Source organism: Hymenobacter radiodurans, assembly GCF_004355185.1.
Classification (GTDB): domain Bacteria; phylum Bacteroidota; class Bacteroidia; order Cytophagales; family Hymenobacteraceae; genus Hymenobacter; species Hymenobacter radiodurans.
In genome coordinates this window covers 1,646,517-1,669,173 of the sequence record NZ_CP037922.1, presented here as the reverse complement: position 1 = coordinate 1,669,173, position 22,657 = coordinate 1,646,517, and the positions used below count along the sequence as shown (strand labels likewise).

Sequence of the window (22,657 nt, the reverse complement as noted above, 5' to 3'; positions counted from 1 at the left end):
TAGGGGCAGGTGAAACAGAGGAACGCGGTTTCAATACTAGGAAATAAAATGCGCAACAGCCGACTAGCCTTACTTCATATGAGCGGCTACTACCCCCTACACACCTAATACACCTTACGACTGCGGCTGAAGCAGGCGTACCACCAAGCCAGTCCAGCCGGTTTGGTGATTGGCACCCAGGCCATGACCGTCGTCGCCGTGGAAATATTCGTGGAAGAGCAGATTATCCGTGAAGTGCGGGTCGGTTTGGAGCAGCTCAGAGTTGCCAAAGGCGGGACGGCGGCCGTTTTCGTCTTTCAGGAAAAGCTTCGTCAGGCGCTCCGATAGGGCGGCGGCAATATCGCGGAGGTTGCGCAGCTCACCCGAGCCCGTGGGGTATTCTACTTTCAGAGAGTCGCCGTAGTAGGTGTAAAACTTCTCCAACGACTCAATAATCAAGTAGTTAATCGGAAACCAGATAGGCCCGCGCCAGTTGGAGTTGCCCCCAAACATGCTCGACTCCGCTTCGCCGGGCACATAGCCCACGGTAAACTCCGCTTCCGGTGTAGGGTACACATACGGCTTTGCGAGGTGATAGCGCGACATGGCTCGTACCCCAAACTCCGACAGGAATTCGGCCTCATCCAGCATGCGCCGCAGCAGACATTTGAGCCGATGACTACGGAGCAACGACAGTAAGTGTCGGTCGCCTTTGCCGGGCTCCAGCCACCGCGACACCAGCTCCGCCAGCTGGGGCCGATTGTCCAGCATCCAGCGCAGGCGGCGGGTAAAATCGGGCATGGCCGCCAGCAGTTCGTCGTCGAGCACTTCCACTGCAAACAACGGAATCAGGCCCACAATGGAGCGCACTTTGAGCTTGGTGCGTACATTATCGGGGGTGTGCAGCACGTCGTAGTAGAACTCGTCCTCCTCGTCCCACAGGTTGAATGCACCGTCGCCGCTTCGGGTCATGGCCTCCACAATGTAGAGGAAATGCTCAAAGAACTTGCTGGCAATATCCTGGTACACGGGGTTGGTTTGGGCCAGCTCCAGGGCAATGCGCATAAGATTAAGCGCGTACATGGCCATCCAGCTGGTGCCATCCGACTGCTCGATGGTGCCACCCGTCGGCAGCGGGGCCGAGCGGTCGAACACCCCGATGTTATCCAGCCCCAAAAAGCCCCCCTCGAAAATATTGCGGTTGCTTTTGTCTTTGTGGTTTACCCACCAGGTAAAGTTGAGGGTGAGCTTATGGAATACCGACTCCAGGAAGTGCGTATCACCCTTGCCGTTATTCTGTTCTTTATCCATCTGATACACGCGCCAGGTGGCCCAGGCGTGCACGGGTGGGTTCACGTCGCTCAGGTTCCACTCGTAGGCCGGCAGCTGGCCGTTAGGGTGCATGTACCAGTCGCGGGTGAGCAGGCGTAGCTGGTGCTTGGCAAACTGCGCATCTACCATGGCTAAGGGTAGACAGTGAAAAGCGAGGTCCCAGGCCGCGTACCACGGGTATTCCCACTTGTCGGGCATCGAGATGATGTCGTCGTTATACAGGTGGCGCCAGTTGCTGTTGCGGCCGGTGCGGCGTTGGTTGGGCGGAGCCAGCATGTTCGGGTCGCCGTCGATCCACTGGGCCATGTCATAGTAGTAGAACTGCTTGCTCCAGAGCATTCCCGCAAAGGCCTGACGCTGAATATTGCGCGCATCCGGGTCTTTTACCTTCTCCTGAATGCGGGCGTAAAATTCATCGGATTCCTGCTGGCGGGCCGTAAAAATGTCGGCGAAATCAGCGAACGGAGATTCCAGCTCGGCTTGGCTCAGGCGCAGGCACACCGTTTGGGAGCCGCCAGCCGGTACGTGCAGCGTGTACTGAGCAGCGGCTTTGGTGCCGGTATGAGCCGGGTTTATGGCATCCAGTTTTCCATTAACGACATAATCGTTGATGCCATCCTTGAAGAATAAACCCTCCGCCGACAGACCATACAGCTTGTCGCCGTTGGTGTCGTTATCACAGAAAAGCAGCGGCGGATTCTGGTCGCAATACAACTGGTAGCGCCCCATCACCTTGTGGTCGGTCTGCACCACGCCGGGCGCGGGCGTGCTCATCGTCGGCCGATAGTCGTCGTGGCCCCAAGCCCAAGTATTGCGAAACCACACCTGCGGCAACACCATAATGGGGGCCATATTTGCCCCCCGGTTGTGCACCGTTATCTGAATCAGAATGTCATTGATGCCCGCCTTAGCATACTCCACATACACATCGAAATACCGGTTGTCGTCGAAGATACCGGTCTCATCCAGCTCATACTCAGGCTGGTCGCGGGTGCGCTTGGCGTTTTCTTCTACCAACAGCTCGTACGGGAATTTCTGCTGTGGATACTTATACAGCATCTTCATGTAGGAGTGCGTGGGCGTGCTGTCGAGGTAGTAGTAATACTCCTTTACGTCCTCGCCGTGGTTACCCTGTCCGTTGGTCAGGCCAAACAGGCGCTCTTTTAGAATACGGTCGGCCCCATTCCAGAGCGCCACCGAGAAGCACAGGCGCTGTCGGTGGTCAGAAATGCCCCCCAGCCCTTCCTCACCCCAACGGTAGGCATAGCTGCGAGCCAGCTCGTGGGTGATATACTCCCAAGCGTTGCCGTTGGCGCTGTAGTCTTCGCGCACGGTACCCCATTGCCGTTCGGTGAGGTAAGGTCCAAACTTCTTCCAGACGGTATTTTGAGCGTTTGATTCAGCTAAGCGTAGGTGTTCTTGCGTCATAAGTGTGTTGAAGCACGGGCCTGTTTGCCCGGCTAAAAAGTAGTGTTGGGCATGGCAAAACGCAAGCTCTAGCGGTTCATTTTAGCAGGACCTGGCGGTTACAATGTCGGCCTTTTTCGGTCAGCTACCGCGTTTTACCTTCCTACCCGTTGTCGGCAAAGCCCGGATACAAGGTCATGCCACCATCCACGTAGATAGTGGTGCCGTGGACATAATCGGCTTCGTCGGAGGCCAGCCACGCGGCCACCCGCCCGATATCCTCCACCTCCCCAATGCGCCCGTAGGGAATCAACTCCAGCAGTTTGCGAGCCGCTTCGGGCGTTTCCCAAGCCTCGTTGTTGATGGGCGTTTTAATAGCGCCCGGCGCAATGCTGTTCACCCGTATTTTGTGCGGTGCCAGCTCTTGGGCCATACTTTTCATGAGCAGCATCAGCCCGCCCTTTGAAGCGGCGTAATTGACGTGGCCCGCCCACGGAATGGTTTCGTGTACCGAGCTCATGCAGATAATCTTGCCGGCGGCCCTAGATATATCTTCCTTCACGCCGCGCCGGATAAACTCCCGCGCCGCCTCACGAGCGCACAGAAACTGACCCGTTAGGTTCACGTCAATAACCCTCTGCCATTGCTCCAGGGTCATGTTGACCAGCGTTGCATCCTGCTGGATACCGGAGTTGGCCACCAGAATATGCAGGGTTCCAAACTGCTCAATCGTCTGCCGAAACATCGCCTGCACCTGGTCTTCCTTGCTCACATCGGCCTTGATGGCAATGGCCTTGCCGCCTTTTTCCTTGATGTGGGCCACTACCTGCTCCGCCTCTTCAGCATCACTATGGTAGTTGACCACCACGGTTGCGCCCGCTTCGGCCAGGGCCACCGCTACGCCTGTTCCAATTCCTGAACTCCCTCCCGTAACCAGCGCAATTTGCTTGTGTAAGCGTTTTGTAGAAGCTGAAGCCATAGCGGTATGTAGGTTTGGCAAAATGATACTTATACGGCTACGCGCAAAGCTGGCCGCACAAAGCGAAGTTCTGCCGTACTCGATTTTTGGGTTGGGGGTTGCTACGGAGGAGCTGATGAGTGCTGAATAGGCCTACCTTGTGGTAAATGTTTTCTCCTTATGCTGATTAATAGAAATTCAGTCCTGCTTTTGAGCATAGCTTTCATGTGGTCCTGTAATGATCACCATCCAAGCACTCCAGCTGGCAGGACTACGGAGACTAAAGTAACTGCCACGCAGGAAGAAAGACCTTGCCATAAGGGTATAGCCCGAGCTAAGGCCGATATTAAAGGAGGTATAATTGGCTATTACTTTTGGGGCATTGGTGGAGCGACAGTTGATCCGGATACGCTAAGGAAGAAGTATGGTATGCTTGTTCGCTCACTAGGGTGTTCTCTTGATGAAGATGAAATGACTTTGATTTGCTATAACCAATTCATGGACAGTGTCATCCTAGCTAAATATAAGGTTGACATTTTTAAAGTCGAACAGAAAAAGGCAGAAGACGCCTATAGGAAGAAGTGGTCGAGGCCCGGATCATATTGATGAGAGCATATTCCATCGGCGTCAATACTGATAGCGCACTGGCTTTCTATTCAAAAAAGCCCCCCAGCTACTCCCCTCGCCCTTTCCCTCTACCGCCGCCCGCATCCATACGTACTACTTTAGGCGTGAACGTGCCCAGCACATCTACCAAGTCGCGCTGGTGGGCCATTACCTGGTGGATGTCTTTGTAGGCGGCGGGCGCTTCGTCGAGGCCGCCGCCGATTAGCTCTATGCCGTGGTCGCGCAGTTGGCGGCGCATGTCGCCCTCTCCTATCTGCGCTTTGGCCTGGGTGCGACTGAGGCGGCGCCCGGCGCCATGGGAAGCCGATTGGAGCGAGTCCCGTTCGCCGCGGCCCCGCACGATGAAGCCGGGCGCGGTCATCGAGCCCGGAATCACGCCGAGCACGCCTTTGCCAGCGGGCGTGGCTCCCTTGCGGTGTACAATGGCTTCACGGCCATCGGGCAGCTTTTCGCGCCAGGCGAAGTTGTGGTGGTTTTCTACTTGGGCCAGCGGTTTATTACCTAAGGCTTTGCTGAGTCGGCGGTGAATATCGTGGTGGCAGGCCGAGGCGTAGTCACCCGCTAGATTCATGGCGCGCCAGTACTCTTGCCCTTCCTGCGAATCCAAAGACAACCACGCCAAATGCCGCGCCTGCGGCGGCAGGGGGCATTTTTCCATGGCTACTTTGGTGAAATGCTGGGCCACGGCTGCTCCTAATCCTCGCGAGCCGCTGTGCGACAGTAAGCCGACGTACTGCCCAATGGGCACGCCCATTTCATTATTCGGATCGGTAATATCTACTAGCCCAAATTCCACAAAGTGGTTGCCCGAGCCGGAGCTACCCATCTGAGAAATTGCCGAATCGCGCTTTTGCCGCACCACCCCGATTTCGCGAAACTCCGGCCGCTCGAAAATGGGGTCGTCGGTGAAGGGTTTCTTGAACACTTCTTTGTTGCCAAACTTGGTGTGCTCCAGCAGCAGCTTGCGCAAATCCTGGCTGTGCTTGTTCAAGTAGCTAGCTGGCATGTCGAAGATGGACAGCGCCATGCGGCAACCTATATCCATTCCCACACCGTAGGGAATCACCGCGTTATCGACCGCCAACACGCCGCCGATGGGCAGGCCGTAGCCCTGGTGCGCATCAGGCATGAGCGCCCCGTCAATTGTGACGGGCAACTGCATGGCAGTGTCCATTTGCTTGCGGGCGCCATCTTCAATAAAAGCCTCGCCGTAGCGGCGGTAGTCTTTAATTTCTGGATTGAGGGCCACATCGCGCGACGGCTGGGGCACAAGCTGCTCAGCGAGAGGCCGCCAGTTTTCGTCGCGTAGGTACTTGAACGGGTCGTTTTTTATTTCCTGTAGCAAGGCTTGCGCGCTGCCCTTATCGAGTCGGCGTAGCTCACGTTGGTCGAGAATATCGAGGGCGAGGCTGATGTGCTGGTCGTTGGTAAAGCCGATCTGGCGCAGGTCCTTGCTGTGGAGTTTGTTGGTCGCTTTGGCCATAATGCCGAGAGGTGGGTGGTTCTCGGTTGTAGCGCTGATCGGCGCTTATAGGTTATGGTTGAGCTTAGATTGGGAGGTTGAAAAGATGTAATGCTCGTAAGACCGTCATGCCGAACGGAATGAAGCATCTCGCTCGCGGTCATAAGATTACTAATCTAAATGCGTGAGCGAGATGCTTCACTCCGTTCGGCATGACGGTCTGTTTGCTTCTTACTCACATAAAAAAAGCCCCCAGAAAATTCCGGGGGCTTTTTACATCCTCTACGCACCGTCCATGCGCACGATTTTCGGTGTAAAGGAGCCGAGCACATCTACTAGCTCTTGCTGGCTTTGCATCACGGCGTGGATGTCCTTGTAGGCCATGGGCGCTTCGTCGAGGCCGCCGCCTTGCAGCACCACGCCGTGGTCGGTGAGGTGCTGGCGCACCGCCGACTCGCTTAGCTCCTGCTTGGCCCGCGTGCGGGACATGAGGCGACCGGCCCCGTGCGAGGCCGAACCCAGGGAATCAGCCACGCCCCGGCCGCGCACGATAAAGCCAGGTGCCGTCATCGAGCCGGGGATGATGCCGAGCACGCCTTTGCCGGCGGGCGTGGCGCCCTTGCGGTGCACAATCACTTCTCGGCTGTCGGCTAGCTTTTCACGCCAGGCGAAGTTGTGGTGGTTTTCCACTTTCGCCAAGGGCCGCTCGCCCAGGGCTTTCGCCATCCGCTGGTGAATGTGCTCGTGGCAGGCCGAGGCGTACGCGCCCGCCAAGTTCATGGCCGCCCAGTATTCCTGCCCCAATTCCCCGTCGAGGGAAAGCCAGGCTAAGTGCTTGGCTTCAGAGGGCAGCTGGCAGTTTTCCATGGCCAACTTGGTGTAGTGGTTGGCCACGCCCGCGCCCAGGCCCCGCGAGCCGGAGTGCGACAACAAACCCACATACTGACCTACCGGAACGCCCATCTCGTTCGTCGGATCTGTGATATCTACGATGCCGAATTCGACGAAGTGGTTGCCAGAGCCCGATGTCCCGATTTGCTCGGCGGCAGTTGCCTGCTTGTTGCGCAGAAACGGAATGTCGCGAAACTCGTCCCGGTCTAGTACCTCGTGGCCCATTTTCTTGCCGTGCTGAAAGCCAGTCCGGTTGCCGAAACGGGTGTTGTCCAAGAGCAGTTTTTGCAACTCCTGCACCCGCTGGGTGAGGTGCTTGGGAGGCAAATTGAAGACCGATAGCGCCATCCGGCAGCCAATGTCTACGCCCACGGCGTAAGGAATGACGGCGTTGTCGGTGGCCAGCACGCCGCCAATGGGCAGGCCGTAGCCGTGGTGGGCGTCGGGCATGAGGGCACCCGCTACCGTCACAGGCAATTTCATGGCCGTGTCCATTTGGTGCAGGGCGCCGGCTTCAATGTGTTCGGCCCCATAGAGGGCGTAGGGTTTGCGCGCCACCAATTCGATATGGCGCGAAGGTGGTGGGAGCAACGCGGCTGCCACGTGGCTCCAATCGAGGTGCGTAACAAAGTCCATGGGAGAGGTCAGAATTTGCTGTAAGAGCGTGAGCTGAGCGGTAAGCGAGAGTCGTTTGAGATGCTTGCGCTGCAATTGCGCTAGCGCGAGACCGATGGCGCGGCCCTCGGGAAAGCCGAGTTGACGGAGGTCGTTGCCGCGTAATTGTTGAGCCATGAGAGTTTTTTTATTGAGTGAAAAAGGTTTGGCAAAGCCGGAGCAACAGACCGTCCGCGTCTGTGGGGTACTTGCGTAACACCCGACGTGACAGGTCGAAGGAACGCGGACGTACGGCATCCGACTAGATGAAATTGCCAATTTACCGAGGCACGAAAACGGGTAAAAAAGTGGGCAGTCCGATTGCGTATTTTCAGAACGAAGGAATACTACCCGATGACACCGCTTCCGGCTCGGTTACTCATTGGGGCAACAAGGCGCCCAGCCAACTGACCTGCTCTAACCAACTGAGCTACCGCCAGCCCGAAGGCTGACGAGAGGGAATCGAACCCCCGACCCGGCGAATCTGAATCGAAGTAAGGCTAGGCTACGGCACCCAACGAGGTACTTTTATGTATACCAAACGGGGTAAAAAATGGGAAGCACGGCCGAAGCCATTCTGCTCTACCAACTGAGCTACTTTCGCCGCCTGGAGCGGTAGGCGAAAGGCAGGAATCGAACCCGCGACCCGAAGAAATGCTACCCGACGACACCCGGCGGGATATATCAACCAACCCTAGCAGCAAGGGCAACAGCGGTAGGCGTGTCTGGGCGACAAAAAGCCCCCAGCGGGATTCGAACCCTAACAGGTAGCCCGAAGGCCGCCTGATTCACCGACGAAGTAACGCCCATCTACGGCACCTTGCCTATAGGTTGGTTTCCAAATAGTCGGGAGCAGGCCCAGCCCGTTTGGCTGTGCATTTAGGCCCCCGACTGTTGGGTTTAAGGGTTGATCTGAGAGTGAGAAGGGAGATTTCAAGCGTGCACTTTGTGGCCGTGGCCAGCGCACTTCTCCCCTCTCGGTACTCAGGTTTACAAATCAATTTTCTCTATTTCAGCCAGGGCCGACTCGCCGTTTTCCAGGGCTTGCAGCACGTCGAACACCTTATCCGACCAACCCGCAATCAGGGCGACGCCGTGGTCGGCGCGCACCTCCAGGGGAGTTGTGCCGTGGCCAGCCAAGTCGAACAGGTACAGACGAGCGTTGGGTGCTACGGTGCGGCGGTAGTCGCTCCAGGCTCGGGCCAGCGTGTTACCGTCACCGGTGCTGTTCCAGAGTTGGGCGTCGGTAAAAAGCATCACCTTGTCCACCACTTCGCGGCGCTGCACCAAGTCTTGGACAACCAAGTAGCCGTTGGTGCTGTAGCCTACCTCGCCTTCGCGGCGGTAGAACTCCTGCACGTTTTGCAACACCCGGCCGCGGGGCAGGCTGATGCGCTTCCACGTATCACCGAACATGCCGGTGGTTACATGGCTGCAACGGCTCTGCAACAACATGGCGAGCACCAGGCCCACGTCGTAGAGCAACACTTTGCTGCGCGCTGATATGGGTTGCTGCATCGAGCCCGACACGTCGCAGGCCACCAGTACGCGGGTACCGGCGTCGAAGCCGCGCAGGTTGGCCGCGCTGTGGGCAATAGCCGTTTCCAGCGCTTCCAACACCACCGCCACGTAGCCCGACTGTACGGTCAGGACCTCGCGGTAGGCGGCCAGGAAGCGGAAGGGCAACTGCTTGGAGCGCGCCACCGCCACTTGGTCGGTAAGGCGGGCACACACCTGCTCCACCACCTCCGCCGACACGTCGGCTTCTAGGATGTTGCGCAGGTTGCGCAGCAAGGCCATATAGCCCAACTTGCCACTTCCAACTAACGTTTCCCAAGCCGAGCAGAAGGCATCCTTACGCTCCGATGCCGAAGCAAAGCGCTGCTGCCCCAAGGCCGACAACTCGGTTTCCCAAGTGTAAGGCGTGGGCAGCGTACCCTGCACGAGCTGGTCGAACAAGACTTGCTGCTCCGCATTTCGGGGCGTGGGGTGCACCAGAAACAATGCGTCGCGGAGGCGCACCCGACCGGCGCGGTCGTACTTGGCCAGCTGGTAGCCGTCGAAGCGGTTGAAGGCCAGGGCTAACCCTTTCTGGAGCTGCTTGGAGAGGCGGTTGAGGGTTTTCACCCCGTCGCGCTCGTTGGCTTGGGCGTAGAAGGCCAGCAACTCCGTGATTTCGTCGGCGCGCTGTACCACTCGGGCCACCAAGCGGCTTACCAGGTTGTCGCCGCGGTGCAGGCGGGCCAGCTCCACGGTGAGCACCAAGGGTACGGTGCGCAAGTACAGCTGCTCGCGGGCATATACCGCCAAGCGGGCCACAAACTCGGGGTCGTTGCGGGCCACCAACTCGCGCAAGCGGAGCAAGCGGGTGTCGGCGGTTTCGTAGAACTGGTCGCTGAGGGCGGCAGTGGCTACGGCGGCGTACAACTCCAACTGGGGAGTGAGAGCGAAGGCCGCAGCGCCCTCGTGGTTGGTAGTAGTAGCTTTGCGAAGAGTAAGGTTGAAGCGCATAATGGGGGGCTTTTTTGGGTGGGGTGGTGTTTGTGTTCTGGATTTGGTATTGCTGTAGAAGCTGGTTTTACAAATGCTTGGAGAGCGTGAGTTGAGCTTCAGTAGCCCAGCGCGTCACCCAAAACCGCTCATTATCGGCCAGAGCGCGGTTGTAGCGGCCCTTTGCCTGCACAATAGTGCGGTTGTGCTGCACTTCCAGCGTGATGGCACGGGCACCATCCAGCCTCAGCGAAAAGATGCTGCAACGCCCTTTCTGGCAGGATTGCAGATAGGAAGCCACGCAGTGTCGCAAGGCGTTGCCCTCATCCACCAACTGCCCGTAGGTGCGCAGTTGGGTAATGACCACCCGCTGGTCGTCGCCACTGGTGAAGTCACTCACTGGCAGCGGGTTCCAGGTAGCCGAGAGCAGGTGCCCAGCGTGACGCCGCAGCAGGCCCAGGCTTCGGTGCCACTGCTCCGTTTGCGCCAGCAGACTAGCCATGGAGCGGCCTTTCAGGGAAAAACCCGGCTGGGGCGGCTCGTCGCCGATGCCCACGGTGCGCTTGTGATGAATCCAGTCGCACACCGGCCCGAACTGCTGCGGGTCGACCATGGGTGTAGTGGCAAAAAGGTCGACCAGATCCAGCCAGAAGTCGTCATCGGGACCTACCGTGCGGCTCCAGGCGGTTTGCAGCACCGGCCCGATCCACTCCAGCGCGCCCCGACACGCCAACTGAGCATAGCGTAAGGCTTCGATATAGGTGCAGCCCGCCGGCGCCTGGCGCATGGCGTGCTCCAGCTTTTTGGTGATGGACCGGGGCTGACCAGAGAAGCTGCGCAACGACCGACCGTTGCCCAAATGAATGGTCAGCTCGGCCAAATTGACGCCGCCGCAGGTTAGCTCGCCCGTGGCCCAGGATTCCAGCACCCAGCCGGGTACGTCGCCGTAGCCATCGAAGAGGTGGCGCACCAAGCTTTCCAGTTGCCGATACACGTTGCGCGTCCGGGGTTGCCAGTCGGCCAGGTCGCGCTGCCGGCTTAAGTAGTAAGTGGTTAGTACGCTCAGGGCCGGCACCATTTCCGGGCGCTCCAGCAGAACGGTGCGCTTATCGGCCAAGGTCAGCAAGGCTTGGCGGGTGCGGTGCCGGTCCGTAGCGTTGCGGCCCATTACCCAGTGTTGGTAGCGTAGCGCCAAAGGCGAATCGGCCGAAACTTGGGCGTGCAACTCCTGGATAGTAGCACAAGAAAAGAGAAAGTCTATTTGCTGCCTAGCCGACCACTTGCGCCGATCAGCGTGCCGCGATAAAGCTTCTAGGGCTTGTTGGGTATCCAGCGCTTGGCGGGATACGGTTTTATTACGGTTGGACATCGGGGAGGATTCCCTGCACGAGGGATTTTACCGATTAAAAAATCAGATGAAGAAGTAGGCCCGAAGGCGGACACACTGAGCAGAATTCTGAAGCTTTCGTACATGATATGTTTTGCAAAAAAGGTTAATGACTGATTTTATTTACCTCGAAATAAATACCTATCGCATTTATTTTATCACTGAAATTATAGACAATAATTTTTCATGCTGCTTTTTTCAAGCAGCTAATCAAAGTCGATTAATTAAATTAAATCCGAATTTATCGCTCTACCGCAAGGAGTAGTTTGGGGTTAGCCTTTCCGTTTTCGGTCTGGATGACTAGTGCTTCTTGTTCGATAATTGTTGTCGCGCCGGCACGGAGCAACAACGCTGGAGAGCGGCAAGAAGCTGGGCTGGGTTGGGCGTCGTGACAACATGATAGTAAGGAAGTTAGAACCTAATAAGAAAGCAAAACGCCCGAATCTGGCTGGATTCGGGCGTTTTGCTTGGGGTAATTCTATCGTTAGAATTTCACCTATCTGCGTACGCGCCGAACCCGAACTGATCCCGTTGGGTCAGTGAGAAACTTGGCATATCTAGCTTATTAATATGGCGGCGCATGACAGGTAAAAGAAGTGGATTGTTATGTGTGGTGTTTTGAACGAGTCAAAGGTAGAAAGGTTATTCAATTAAAGTCAATAGTTATTGAATATTTTTTTTAAATTATTTTTCAACAATTATTAAAAGTAGCGTTTAAATCAAGCTACTGCATTTTTTATTATTTACGACTTTATAATTTATACTATTTATAAATAAATTTTATGCTTGCTTTTGTAAACGAAGCATGTGAACAATCTCTTTTGCCTAGCGTTGTAACGAGTAGCTAGCCGTACGTTTCGGCCCTTTCCCTGCTACATGCCCTGCCTCGCTACTTCCGAACGCTACACGCTGGATTTGCCCCCCGGTCATCGGTTTCCGATTGCCAAATATGAGCTGATTCGGGAGCAGCTGCTGTGGCAAGGAATTGCCCCCCAGACCGACTTTTACGACCCTGGCCTGTGCGCCGAGGAGGATATCCTGCGCGTGCACACCCAAGAGTACTGGCACAAAGTGCGCGACCAACGCCTCTCCCCTGCTGAGGTGCGCCGCCTGGGTTTGCCCCAAAGTGAACAGCTCGTACGCCGCTCGTTGAGCAGCAGCGCCGGCACGCTACAGTCGGCGCAGCGGGCCCTAACTGACGGCGTGGCGCTTAATTTGGCGGGCGGCACCCACCACGCCTTTGCCGACCGGGGTGAGGGTTTTTGTGTGCTTAATGACATTGCTATTGCCGCCGCGCACTTGCTGCATCACGGGTTAGCCAAGCAAGTATTGGTGGTGGATCTGGACGTGCACCAGGGCGACGGTACGGCCAGCATATTTCAGCACGAGCCGCGGGTATTCACCTTTTCCATGCACGCGGGGGCCAATTATCCGCTTCGCAAGGAGAAGTCGGACCTGGATGTGGAGTTCGCGCTGGGCACATCTGATACGGAATACCTTCAGCAGCTAACCGCTACGTTACCCCGTCTGCTCACCGAAGTGCAGCCTGATTTCGTGTTTTTTCAAGCGGGCGTTGATGTGCTGGCGACGGATAAGCTCGGCAAGCTGGCTCTAACGAAGGAGGGCTGCCGCCAGCGGGATGAGTTCGTGTTGGGGCTTTGTCGAGAGAAGAACCTGCCCGTGGCCGTGAGTATGGGCGGCGGCTACTCCGAGCGGATCAGCGACATCGTGGATGCGCACTGCAATACGTTTCGGGTGGCATATGAAGTATGGAGTGACTCGGTAAGTCTTTGAGCGCCTTCCTCTTCTCACGCAGATATAAGTAGATAATGGCCAGTTGAGTGACAATTGAACTAACTATCGATTGAGCGTGGGTAAGGCACTAATTAAGTCTGGCAAAAACGATTCTAAGGTAGGATAGCGCTGCCGGTCCGCTTCATAGCGCCGGAGCTGCTGCTCAAAAAACGGCAGATACATCCAAGCCGCGTAGTCTACTCGGAGCTTCTCGCTGACGTCGCTCCGGCCAAGTGCCAGCGCCAGGCGAACCTCTCCGGCTCGTACCAGATGCTCGTTGAATGACGTCTCCCAGTCGCTGTATTGTCCATGCCCTGGAATGGGTTGAAACAAGGCGCTTTGCGCTTTAATACCCGCCGCGAAGGCTGGCTGGGCAGTTAAGGTATTGACAAACGTGTGGCCGAACTCATGCACCGACAGGTTGCGCACTTCTTCGGCGTTGTCAAACCCAGCTTTTAACAAGTTTCCGCGTACGCGCAGCTGCTCGCCGAAAGGCGCCGCAATTTGGGTAGCAACCGGACCATTGGCACCTGCTACTTCCCAAGCCATGCCCCACTGTGACTTGAAAAATGGATTGACGATAATACAATACGCTGCCTTTTGGGCGCCATAATAACGCTCCATGGTCGGTATAAAGGTTGGAGAAGGAAGGTTGCGCTTCACTTCCGAGATGGCCACCTCGTACACAGCTTGGTTGGCACGCTGAAATTGCGCGAAGTGGGAGTCCTGATAAAATCGCCCCACTAAACGCATATAAGCATCAGCTATGCGTACTGCCGAGTCTGGATTCGCGTGAATAGCTTCGAGCAACGGCGTCGAGATGGGCGTGTGCCGTCGAGGGCGCGGAAATCCCTGATAGAATAAGGGTAGTAAGTAGACGCCGGTACCGATTTTGTCGGCCAGCCATTGGGTACGGCGCACAGCGACGTGAGTGCGAAATGGCGCAAAGTGGGTGTAGCTTTCGCGCATCAGCCGGGTACTACGAAACAGGTGCGGGTCGGCGACTGAGTCCTTTATAAATTCCGGGGAAAGCTGCACCATAAGGGCATTCACCAGCTCTACTCCAAGGTCTGTTTTCACCGTGATGGCCTGTCCTTGCGCCCGGAGCGAGGGCTGGAAGTCTAGCAGCATAAGGGCTAGTAGACAACAAAGTAAAACTCGATTGTTTTGCGGAAACACGGACGCAGCAGTAAGAGGCAGTTGGATAAGAATGTAAGGGAGTCAGCCGAAAATACCCACCAGTACATAATGAGTCAACACTACTCATAAAACTACTCGTGGTTTGCGCCAAGCCTGGGCTTTCTATCATCGGGTCACACTCTTGACACTCAAAAGTGTAGGTAAAGGTGCGCTCGAACATATAACGCAATGGTCATCGCTACCTTTGCTGTCCCATGAATACTTCCGCCCCCTCCGATCTTCCGGCCGCTACTTCTTACCCCATTCCGGCAACGGATACAGCTATTAATCCTGCTCAACAGGCATTTCGGGAGGCAGTACAACAGGTAGAAGGCTTGCGCCAACGCCTGCGCGACTTGCAGGCGGAGCAGGCCGACGCCCGGCGCCGCTATTGGCAACAGGTAGGGCCAGCGGCCCGGGCGGTGGTGGAAGCGCGGCAGACGTTGTTTGCCCCGCTGGAAAACGCTCTGTTGCTTCACTTTTTCAGTCGGGCCGAGGAGCAGCAGATTACGGGCGTAATTGTGGGGAATGCCCGCGCTTTGCAGGAGCGGTTTGGGGAAGATGCGGCGGATATATTGCTGAAATATGCCCCCCAGCGCCAGTCAGGCAAGGCGCGAAGTGCTGCCTCCGATTCTGCAGACGCCAACGCCAGCTTCGATTCTTCGCTGCCACCGCACGAACAAGCAGCCGAGCAGGCCCGCGCCCGACGCAAAACTAAAGCCCAGAAAGCCCAAGAAGCCGCTGAAAAAGCCGCTCGCGAGGAGGAGCAACGCCTGTTATCCAATACCAAAACGCTCTACCGCCAGCTCGCCCGCACCCATCACCCCGACTTAGAGCGCAATCCCGACGCGCAGCAGCAGAAAACCGCGCTCATGCAGCGCATCACGGAAGCCTACGAGGCTAACGACCTGTACACGCTGCTTCAGCTTCTATCCGAATCCGCCCCCACCGACCACGCCGATGACGACGTTCTTACGCGCTACACTCAGGCGCTCCGCCAGCAGCAAATCGAGCTAAAGCAGCAATTGAACGAGTTGAAATACGGGCCGTCTAAAGTGCTTAGCGGGACTGGCAAGAAGCAGGAAGCCGAACTGCGCCAACTGAAGCGCTACTTACGTGCTGAGGCTGAATACGTGCAGCACGTAGCTCGCTTAATTCAAGAGCCCGAAGGCTTGCGCGAAGTGCTGCGTGGACTAGCAGCTGAAGGCCAGGAAACGGTTTAAGAAGCTTAAACTATTGAAGGAGCTTAGCAACTAAATAACCGTCATGCAGAGCCCAGCGAAGCATCTCGCTTGCTGACGCTGGATTACTGATGTCAAACACGCGAGATGCTTCGCTGGGCTCTGCATGACAGCCAGAAAAAGCCCCCCAGACGTCAGTGTTAATGTCTAGGGGCTTTTCTACTTATTGATTAACCTGAACTACTATCAGGATTTACTTAGAGGCGAGAATATCAACCATTTCGATGACTGGGTCAGTAGCCAGTAATTCCCCAGCATTAGCCATGAGAGCTTCGGCAACTTTGCCGCCAAGATGGGCTTTGCGACCAGCCTCGTCGGGGAAAGTGTCGAAAATACCGAAAGTTGACGGCCCTAGTTGGATACCGTACCAGTTAATGGTTTCGGGCTCGTCTTGCACGAGCGGCAGCCCACTGCGCAAAAAATCGGCTACTGCTTGTTCTTTTCCGGGTTTGGCTTCGAGCCGCACCAACAGTCCTACGTTGACCATGCGCTTGGGGTGTTAGAGGTAAATGGAAGTGAGTAACCTAATGGGTAGTCAAGTCTAACACACTATGTATTGTTCAGCTCAAAACTGTAGTTCCTTCGTGAGTATTCAGTTTAAGATACCAATTCAAAATCCAGCACGTACTATTTCCTAACACCTATCAAGCAATAAAATCTACTACTTGCTTTATCACGTTAGGGTCGCGCATGATGCGGTTGTGGCCCAAGCCGGTAGTAGGCCGAAACTCCAAGGCGGGCCAGTGACTGGCAATTTCTTCAGCTTCGGCAAAGGGCACGTTGGGGTCGAGGTAGTCGTGGAGAAGCAGGGCGCGCTGCACGGGCAATTGGCGACCGGTTTCGAGTAGGCTGAAGCTTTCGGCACTGCGGCCGTACTGCTCCTCAATGAAGCGCCCCATGCGCTGCACTACGCTGGGGGCAAATGCAGCAGATGGGCGAAGCGGGCGGCTACCTTACGGGTACTGCTGGGCGCACTCATCAAAACAAGCCGCGGTAATTGCCCCCCAATGGCCTGATTGAACCGCACCGGCACGCCCGCAGTGCACGCGGCCCCAAAGGAATGTGCTACCGTGGCATGAACTGGTCCGATAGCATCGGCTACGGCTTGCACGGCTCCCGCAAAGCTCACCAAGGTAGCCCGCTTCCCGTCCGACAGGCCATGCGCCGGTCCATCCACAGCCACGATCCGGAAGCCGGCTTTCGCCAGACCGTCGGCCATGTGCCCCCAGAAGCTGGCCCGGTGCTCCCAGCCATGCACCAGCAGCACCGTGCGACTGCCGCTCCCGTTCCACTCATAGTAGGCAATTCGGCCACTTTCCGCCTGAGCCCAATGCTGGGTAGCATGGGCCAGCGCCTTCGTCTCCCAAGTCTTTAGTGGTAGACGGCGCGGAGTAGTAAATACCTCCCAGGCGGCCTTAAAAGCCCACTCGGAAGATAGCGCCGATAGTACCCGAAACTTCAGTTGCAGCAGTTTCAGGCCGGGCGGCACCGAGGGATACTGAATGTTAGCAGGGTGAGCGGTCGTCTCGGTTGGAGGCATACAAGGAAAATCAGCAGGAGTAAGTACGGCCGAATACGAGAGTTCAGGTAAAAAGACTTACTGATTCGAACCCTCATCTGCCTGGCAAAGGTTGAGGTTCTTAGGAAAGGACTATCTATCTTACCTGCGTTTCACTTCTACCCCAGCTACCCTTAACTCGACGGCAAGCCCTAATTACTCGTAATTAGGCGTGTAGCCGCAACTGGTGCGGTCCTATTTATGAAATTGAGCTGGCTTCGGCGCGTATTAGTTGCGGGGTTATTGCTGGTAATCATTGGGCTGGGGCTGGTGGCTGCGTTGGTGGGCACTCGGGTCGGGCAGCGACGCGTGGAGCAATGGGTACGCGAGCAGCACCGGCAAAACTCTGCCCTGGTGCTGGCCCCGTTTGAAGTTCAGATTTCGCCCTGGCGCGACTTTCCGCACCTTACGGCTTCCCTCCTGCATTTGCGGCTGACTGACACTGCCTACCAACAACCAATGACGGTGTTGAGCATCGCCCGCACCGATATGCGACTGTCGTTGCGCGAGCTGCTGCGAGGTCAGGTGCACGTCACGCGTTTAGTAATCAATGACGCCGTCTTGCACGAGCGGGTCGATTCGCTGGGGCGCAGCTGGAGTGTGGGGCGCAAAGGCAAACGCCAACCTGGGCCGGGTCGGGCACCCAGGATGAATCTGAAATTGGATGCCCTGACCATCAACAACTTCCGTATCGTCACGCGTAACGACTTTACCGGCGGCTTGTTTGCGGCCCATGTGCGCCAGGCGCGGCTAAAGGCGTATATGCAACAGGGCGTGCTACGCATAGATGGCACTCTCGATGGCGAGCTTGGCCGACTGGGCTCCACCACGGAGCCCTTGTTTGAGCGCGAACCTATGCAGGCCTGGGTTAATTACCGCTATAAGTTTAGGGAGCGCCAAGGCTATATCTACCGCACCCGCGCTACGCTTAATGGTGATACCGTCCAGATCAGCGGCACGCATACTGTGGTGCCTGGCCAGCCGGGCACGCAGCTTAGCTTCCGGTTTGTGGGCACCCAGCCCCTACCCGATGTGCTCCGCCTGGCGTTGCCGCAAAGTTTGCGCCCCATCGTGGAAGGCGCCACTAGTCCCAGCAAAGCCTACATTCGCTACACCATTCGAGGGCTGAGCGGACCTACTATCCGTCCGCGCAATATCCTGCGTTTTGCCCTGCGCGATGCTCAGCTCACCTGGCCCGACACCACGCGTCATATCAAAAACTGGGACCTGAGCGGCACCTACGACAATGGGCCGGGGCACAACCTCAAGACCACTACGCTCACGCTGCCCCAATGTCGCATCCATACCGCGCCGGGCTGGGTCGATATATCCCTCACTATTCGCGACTTTACCCGTCCTTTTCTGACCGGGCAGATTATTGGGCGCACCGAGCTGCCTGAGCTGGCCGCCGTGGTGGCGCCTGAGCTATTGCGGGCACGGCGCGGCACGGCCGAGCTCGATTTGCAATTGCGAGGACCGCTCCCGCCGCAATCAGATGGCACCAGGCCCATCTACCCCGACAGCCTTTCGGTGCGCGGCAACGTGACGTTGCGCGATGCTTCCTTCGTGCTGCTCGATCGGGGGGCAAATTTCTCGGGCGTGAACGTGCGAGTTGGTTTGCAGGATAGTCGCTGGCACTTAACCAATGCCATCGGGGTGCTGGATGGCATGCGGTTTCGGGCCACTGCCACCACGGACCATTTGCTAGATTATTTGACCAAGCGGCACCCAACCACCGATATTACCGGCAATTTTGCCGTCGATGAAGTCCGTATTGACCGCTTGCGCGAGCTATTGCGGCCAGTGGCGCCGGGTGCCGCACGCACAGCGGCACCCGTACCCGCCAAGTCGGGGAAGCTGGATATGAGCATGTTTCCGCCGGGGTTGCACTTGAATGTGGGCTTGCGCTGCGACCGGCTTTTGCTGCCTGCTGATACCGTTAACCGTCTGGCCGTGACCGTGCGCCACGATGGCCACCGGGTACAGCTCCACAACATTCGCGGCCAGGTGTGGGGCGCCGATGTCAGCGGCCGCGCCTCCTGGCCTTCCGATACCAGTCAGCAGGTGGCCCCCATCCGCTTCGAGCTGGCGGTAAAATATGACCAGCTCAACTATCAGAACCTGGTGCGGCACGCGGCGCGCCCGCCCCAACGCTCGGCCAAGGAGCCCGCGAGTCCGGCGCTACGGGAGCTGCTGCTGGCTGCCAACGGGCACGTTACCTGTACTATTGATGCCATGCAATTGTCGGCTGGTGAAAACATCAGGGACTTGCGGCTGCGCTTAGAAAAAACGGGCAGTTCTCTACGGATGCCTTACCTGAACTTCGCCACTACGCGCGGCGGCATCGGCAAAGCCACGGCTACCGTGCAGGTAGCAGGTACCCGCGTGCTGGCCGCCAACGCCACCCTCGATCTGCGCTACGCCACCCTGGATGTGCAGCAATTACTGCAAATGCTGGCCGGCCTAGATGTGAAGGAAGAAAATGCCCCCCAGTCGGCCCAGAACGGCAGCCGCAGGAAGAGACCGGCCGCAACCGCCAACGGCAGCCCCCGCGATAAGTCGCTGCTTTCCAACGGTATTTTGAGCGCCGTAGTGCGGGTGCAGGCCGACAAAGTGCAGTACACGGCGGTGCGCGGCACGCAATTTAAGCTGGTCTCACGGCTGCGCGAGGGAGAGGCATTACTGGAAGAATGTTCGCTAAATGCCCTTGGGGGGCAAATTAAGCTGCGCGGACGCATGCTCACCAATGCGGGCCAAAACCACCACCCTCTGCATGTTCAAACGCAGCTGGAAGGAATTGCTCTTCCCGAGCTCTTCACCACGCTCACCGATATGAACATTAACCTGCTCGACGGCCACAACGTGCGTGGCACCCTGCGCTGCGCTGCCGACCTGCACACCGACCTCGACTCTACTTTCCTGCCCGTATTCGATACCACGCTGGGCTACCTCAAAACGGATATTCGCGACTTGGAGCTGCTAAACGTTGATTTCTTTACGGAATCGTTGAAGTTCATGAAAACGGAGCGCACCAGTCACTTGTTTTTCGAGCCCGTCAGCACCCAGCTTCTGCTGCATGATGGGCGCATCCTGATTCCCAGCCTGCGCCTGAACAGCAACCTGAGCAACCTGGAAGTGAGTGGCTATTACCATCTGGACGGACGGGCCAACTTATATGTAAGCCTCAATCCGTTGCAGGTTCTTTTCGGCAACAACCAGAAGCGCGTGGAGCGGATTCAGCAAGGTCGCCTGATTCGGAGCGCGCGGGGCCGCCCTACCTATGTCAACCTCCGTCGCCCCGCCGCGAAAAGCCCCTACAAGGTGCGCTTATTCAAGAAAGCCGAACAACGCGAGCAGCAGGAACTGCTGCGCCAGCAGGCCCGGCAACTACTGCTCACCCAGCCCCTCGATACCACGCTGCGTCTGCTGCGGCCGTAGGGGGCATTTTTCGAGCTTGAAATTTATCGAGCATCTGCCAAAATCCTCTGTCATGCAGAGGCGCATTATTCAAAAAAGCCCCCCAGCGAGTCGTTCTCATTCACAAGACTCTACCGGAATATCCATTCGTATTATAATAAATAGCAGAACACCTATCTTCCACCGCATATACCTACTTATTCCTTCTGCGCTTATCGTGAAAAGACTTCTACTATTTCTGGCGCTGCTGGCACCTTATCTCAGCGCTCAGGCCCAGCGCCCAGGCCGGCCAATAACCACCATTCCCCAACTTACCGATTCGATTGAGCGCATCATGCAGCGGGAGCGTATTCCGGGGCTGCTGCTCACGCTCGTTACCCGCGACTCAGTTCTCTTTGCGGGTGGGCTGGGCCTAGCCGATGTAGCCCAGAAGAAGCCCGTGACGCCGCACACGCTGTTTCGGGTGGGCTCCGTTACTAAGCCATTTATCGTGGTGGGGCTGCTGCAACTGATTGAGCAGGGCAAGCTTAGCCTCAAAGACGAGCTTCGCAAAATTGCCCCTGAAGTACCCATCGACAATCCCTGGGAAGCCACTGACCCTGTGCGCGTAGTGCATGTGCTGGAACACACCGCCGGCTTCGACGACATGCATCTCAACCACGTTTACAATACCACGCCCACCGACCCCAGAGGCACGGCCGTAGTTCAGGTTTTTCGTAAAGAGCTGCGCTGCCGGTGGCGGCCCGGCGAGCGCATGTCGTACTCCAACCCCGGGTATCTGGTGGCGGGCTATCTGCTCGAAAAGCTAAGTGGGGAAACGTATGAGCATTATCTCGCTAAAAACGTATTCCGCCCCCTGGGTATGCCCGACGCCACAGCCACCCTGCGACCAGCGTCGGATCCGAAGCTGGCGCGCGGCTATACCTACGCCGATGGCGGCTATCAGCCACTATCCGCGCTGCCCATTTATGCGGGTCCGGCGGGCTCCGTGAGTGCCTCAGCCACCGACATGGCTCAGTGGGTGCAGTTCTTCCTCCGCGACTTCCGCACTCCCGGCGGTGCGGCCTTACTCCAGCCCGCCAGTCTGCGCGAAATGGAAACCGTGCATAGCCCCCTCGAAGCCCGCGCCGGCCTGCAAACCGGCTACGCCCTCGCCAACACAATCGTCAGCCAGAAAGGCAAGGTCCCATTTCGGGGGCACAATGGCGGCATTGAAGGGTTTACCTCCATGTTCGCCTACAACCGGGAGTTAGGCCTAGGCTATGCACTTTCTAATAATGGCGCGAAGCCACTTACCACCATCAGCATTCTGGTGCGCGATTTCCTGCTGCGCGATTACCCCACTCCACCCCCACCGCCTACCCTGCCCCTCGATGCGGCAGCCATTGCTCCTTATCTGGGTCACTATCAAAGCGCTGCACCCCGCAATGCCTTAACTGGCTTCAGTACTCACTTGCTGGGGGGCATTTCGTTAGAGCAAAGTGGGCAGCTACTTACGCTCAAGCCTCTTATCGGCGCCCCCGATACGCTCTTGGCTACTGGCCCGCTCACCTTCCGCATCAGCAGCCAGACCCAGCCGAGCGTAGCTCTCACCCGCGACCGCGACGGTGAGCTAGTATTGATTTCACCTCAGGGTTACGCGCTTAAAGCGGGCATGTGGTGGTGGTTGCCGCCTACACTATTCTGGGCCAGCATCCTGCTCGCCACCACTTCCAGCATTGCAGGACTGATCTGGATTATTTACGCCTTGCGCAAGCAACTGCCACGCCCTCAGCTGCTGCCCCGCCTGCTGCCGCTACTGGCCACGGTAGCGCTGATAGTAGTTGTATTTGCCCTGGTCAGTTTGGGGGGCAATGTTGCGGCGGCCGGACGCATAAGTTTTGAAAGTGTGTTGCTCTTCGTGGCGCCGCTGGCCTTCGCCGTGCTCACGCTCTGGGGCCTGGTTCTGACGGTGCGGCGCTTCCGCCTGTTCCGCAGCCGCGTGGTAGCCTGGTACCTGCTGCTCACTTATGGCGCCCTGGGCCTAATCGCGACGGTATTAGGGTCGTATGGGTGGCTGGGGCTACAGCTGTGGAGCGTATAAGCAGCAGCCAACGATATTGCCCGGAAGCAGGTAACACTCATTACACATTCAAAAAGCCCCAGCCGCCATGCAGCTGGGGCTTTTTTGTACCACTGCTTGAACTGTATACACTAAAAAGCCCCCAGCACGAACATAGACTCGCGGCGGCTTGATCACCATTTTCTGCAGTATCGCTCTGGATTTTGCCGCTACTGAGGC

At 57.2% G+C, this 22,657-nt stretch carries 15 protein-coding genes; 5 read left to right on the top strand and 10 right to left on the bottom strand.

The window, feature by feature from the left end; all coding sequences use genetic code 11:
• Positions 1-114: 114 nt before the first annotated feature.
• From EPD59_RS08190 to EPD59_RS08175, 4 genes are all read right to left on the bottom strand, one after another.
• On the bottom strand, positions 115-2,739 hold the full coding sequence (locus tag EPD59_RS08190) for an MGH1-like glycoside hydrolase domain-containing protein (protein ID WP_133272359.1): 2,625 nt from the start codon (positions 2,737-2,739) through the stop codon (positions 115-117).
• A 142-nt stretch (positions 2,740-2,881) separates the two neighbouring features.
• On the bottom strand, positions 2,882-3,697 hold the full coding sequence (locus EPD59_RS08185; RefSeq protein WP_133272358.1) for an SDR family oxidoreductase: 816 nt from the start codon (positions 3,695-3,697) through the stop codon (positions 2,882-2,884).
• A 652-nt stretch (positions 3,698-4,349) separates the two neighbouring features.
• A complete protein-coding gene (locus EPD59_RS08180; RefSeq protein WP_133272357.1) occupies positions 4,350-5,786 on the bottom strand; it encodes an RtcB family protein in 1,437 nt (478 codons plus the stop codon).
• A gap of 261 nt (positions 5,787-6,047) precedes the next feature.
• Complete coding sequence (locus EPD59_RS08175) at positions 6,048-7,448, bottom strand: RtcB family protein (protein WP_133272356.1); 1,401 nt, start codon at positions 7,446-7,448, stop codon at positions 6,048-6,050.
• A 128-nt stretch (positions 7,449-7,576) separates the two neighbouring features.
• Here EPD59_RS08175 and EPD59_RS08170 point away from each other — a divergent pair, with 128 nt between their 5' ends.
• Complete coding sequence (locus tag EPD59_RS08170; RefSeq protein ID WP_133272355.1) at positions 7,577-7,762, top strand: hypothetical protein; 186 nt, start codon at positions 7,577-7,579, stop codon at positions 7,760-7,762.
• A gap of 538 nt (positions 7,763-8,300) precedes the next feature.
• Here EPD59_RS08170 and EPD59_RS08165 read toward each other — a convergent pair.
• Together EPD59_RS08165 and EPD59_RS08160 are read right to left on the bottom strand one after the other, a co-directional pair.
• Entirely contained in the window at positions 8,301-9,821 is a 1,521-nt protein-coding gene (locus EPD59_RS08165; RefSeq protein ID WP_133272354.1) for a TROVE domain-containing protein, read from the bottom strand.
• A 67-nt stretch (positions 9,822-9,888) separates the two neighbouring features.
• Positions 9,889-11,169, bottom strand: a complete 1,281-nt coding sequence (locus tag EPD59_RS08160) for a PcfJ domain-containing protein (RefSeq protein WP_133272353.1) — start codon at positions 11,167-11,169, stop codon at positions 9,889-9,891.
• A gap of 894 nt (positions 11,170-12,063) precedes the next feature.
• On the opposite strand from EPD59_RS08160, the gene EPD59_RS08155 reads away from it, so the two are divergent.
• On the top strand, positions 12,064-12,981 hold the full coding sequence (locus tag EPD59_RS08155) for a histone deacetylase family protein (RefSeq protein ID WP_133272352.1): 918 nt from the start codon (positions 12,064-12,066) through the stop codon (positions 12,979-12,981).
• A 63-nt stretch (positions 12,982-13,044) separates the two neighbouring features.
• Here EPD59_RS08155 and EPD59_RS08150 read toward each other — a convergent pair whose 3' ends face one another.
• Positions 13,045-14,112 (bottom strand): DUF4932 domain-containing protein, encoded by a 1,068-nt coding sequence (locus EPD59_RS08150; RefSeq protein ID WP_133272351.1) that lies wholly within the window; start codon positions 14,110-14,112, stop codon positions 13,045-13,047.
• A 263-nt stretch (positions 14,113-14,375) separates the two neighbouring features.
• Here EPD59_RS08150 and EPD59_RS08145 point away from each other — a divergent pair, with 263 nt between their 5' ends.
• Positions 14,376-15,383, top strand: coding sequence for a J domain-containing protein (locus tag EPD59_RS08145; RefSeq protein ID WP_133272350.1), 1,008 nt, complete (start codon positions 14,376-14,378; stop codon positions 15,381-15,383).
• Between the two features lie 211 nt (positions 15,384-15,594).
• Here EPD59_RS08145 and EPD59_RS08140 read toward each other — a convergent pair whose 3' ends face one another.
• The 3 genes from EPD59_RS08140 to EPD59_RS08130 all read right to left on the bottom strand — a co-directional run bounded on the left by EPD59_RS08140 (position 15,595) and on the right by EPD59_RS08130 (position 16,941).
• Entirely contained in the window at positions 15,595-15,888 is a 294-nt protein-coding gene (locus EPD59_RS08140) for a putative quinol monooxygenase (RefSeq protein ID WP_133272349.1), read from the bottom strand.
• Between the two features lie 157 nt (positions 15,889-16,045).
• Complete coding sequence (locus EPD59_RS08135; RefSeq protein WP_133272348.1) at positions 16,046-16,300, bottom strand: hypothetical protein; 255 nt, start codon at positions 16,298-16,300, stop codon at positions 16,046-16,048.
• Positions 16,301-16,308: 8 nt separating this feature from the next.
• Positions 16,309-16,941 carry an alpha/beta hydrolase gene (locus tag EPD59_RS08130; RefSeq protein WP_133272347.1) on the bottom strand — a complete coding sequence of 211 codons (633 nt, stop codon included), beginning with the start codon at positions 16,939-16,941 and terminating at the stop codon, positions 16,309-16,311.
• A gap of 219 nt (positions 16,942-17,160) precedes the next feature.
• Here EPD59_RS08130 and EPD59_RS08125 point away from each other — a divergent pair, with 219 nt between their 5' ends.
• Positions 17,161-20,397 (top strand): AsmA family protein, encoded by a 3,237-nt coding sequence (locus EPD59_RS08125; protein ID WP_133272346.1) that lies wholly within the window; start codon positions 17,161-17,163, stop codon positions 20,395-20,397.
• A 196-nt stretch (positions 20,398-20,593) separates the two neighbouring features.
• The gene (locus EPD59_RS08120) at positions 20,594-22,459 is read left to right on the top strand and encodes a serine hydrolase domain-containing protein (protein WP_165963519.1); all 1,866 of its coding nucleotides are present in this window, start codon (positions 20,594-20,596) and stop codon (positions 22,457-22,459) included.
• The last annotated feature ends 198 nt before the right edge of the window (positions 22,460-22,657 follow it).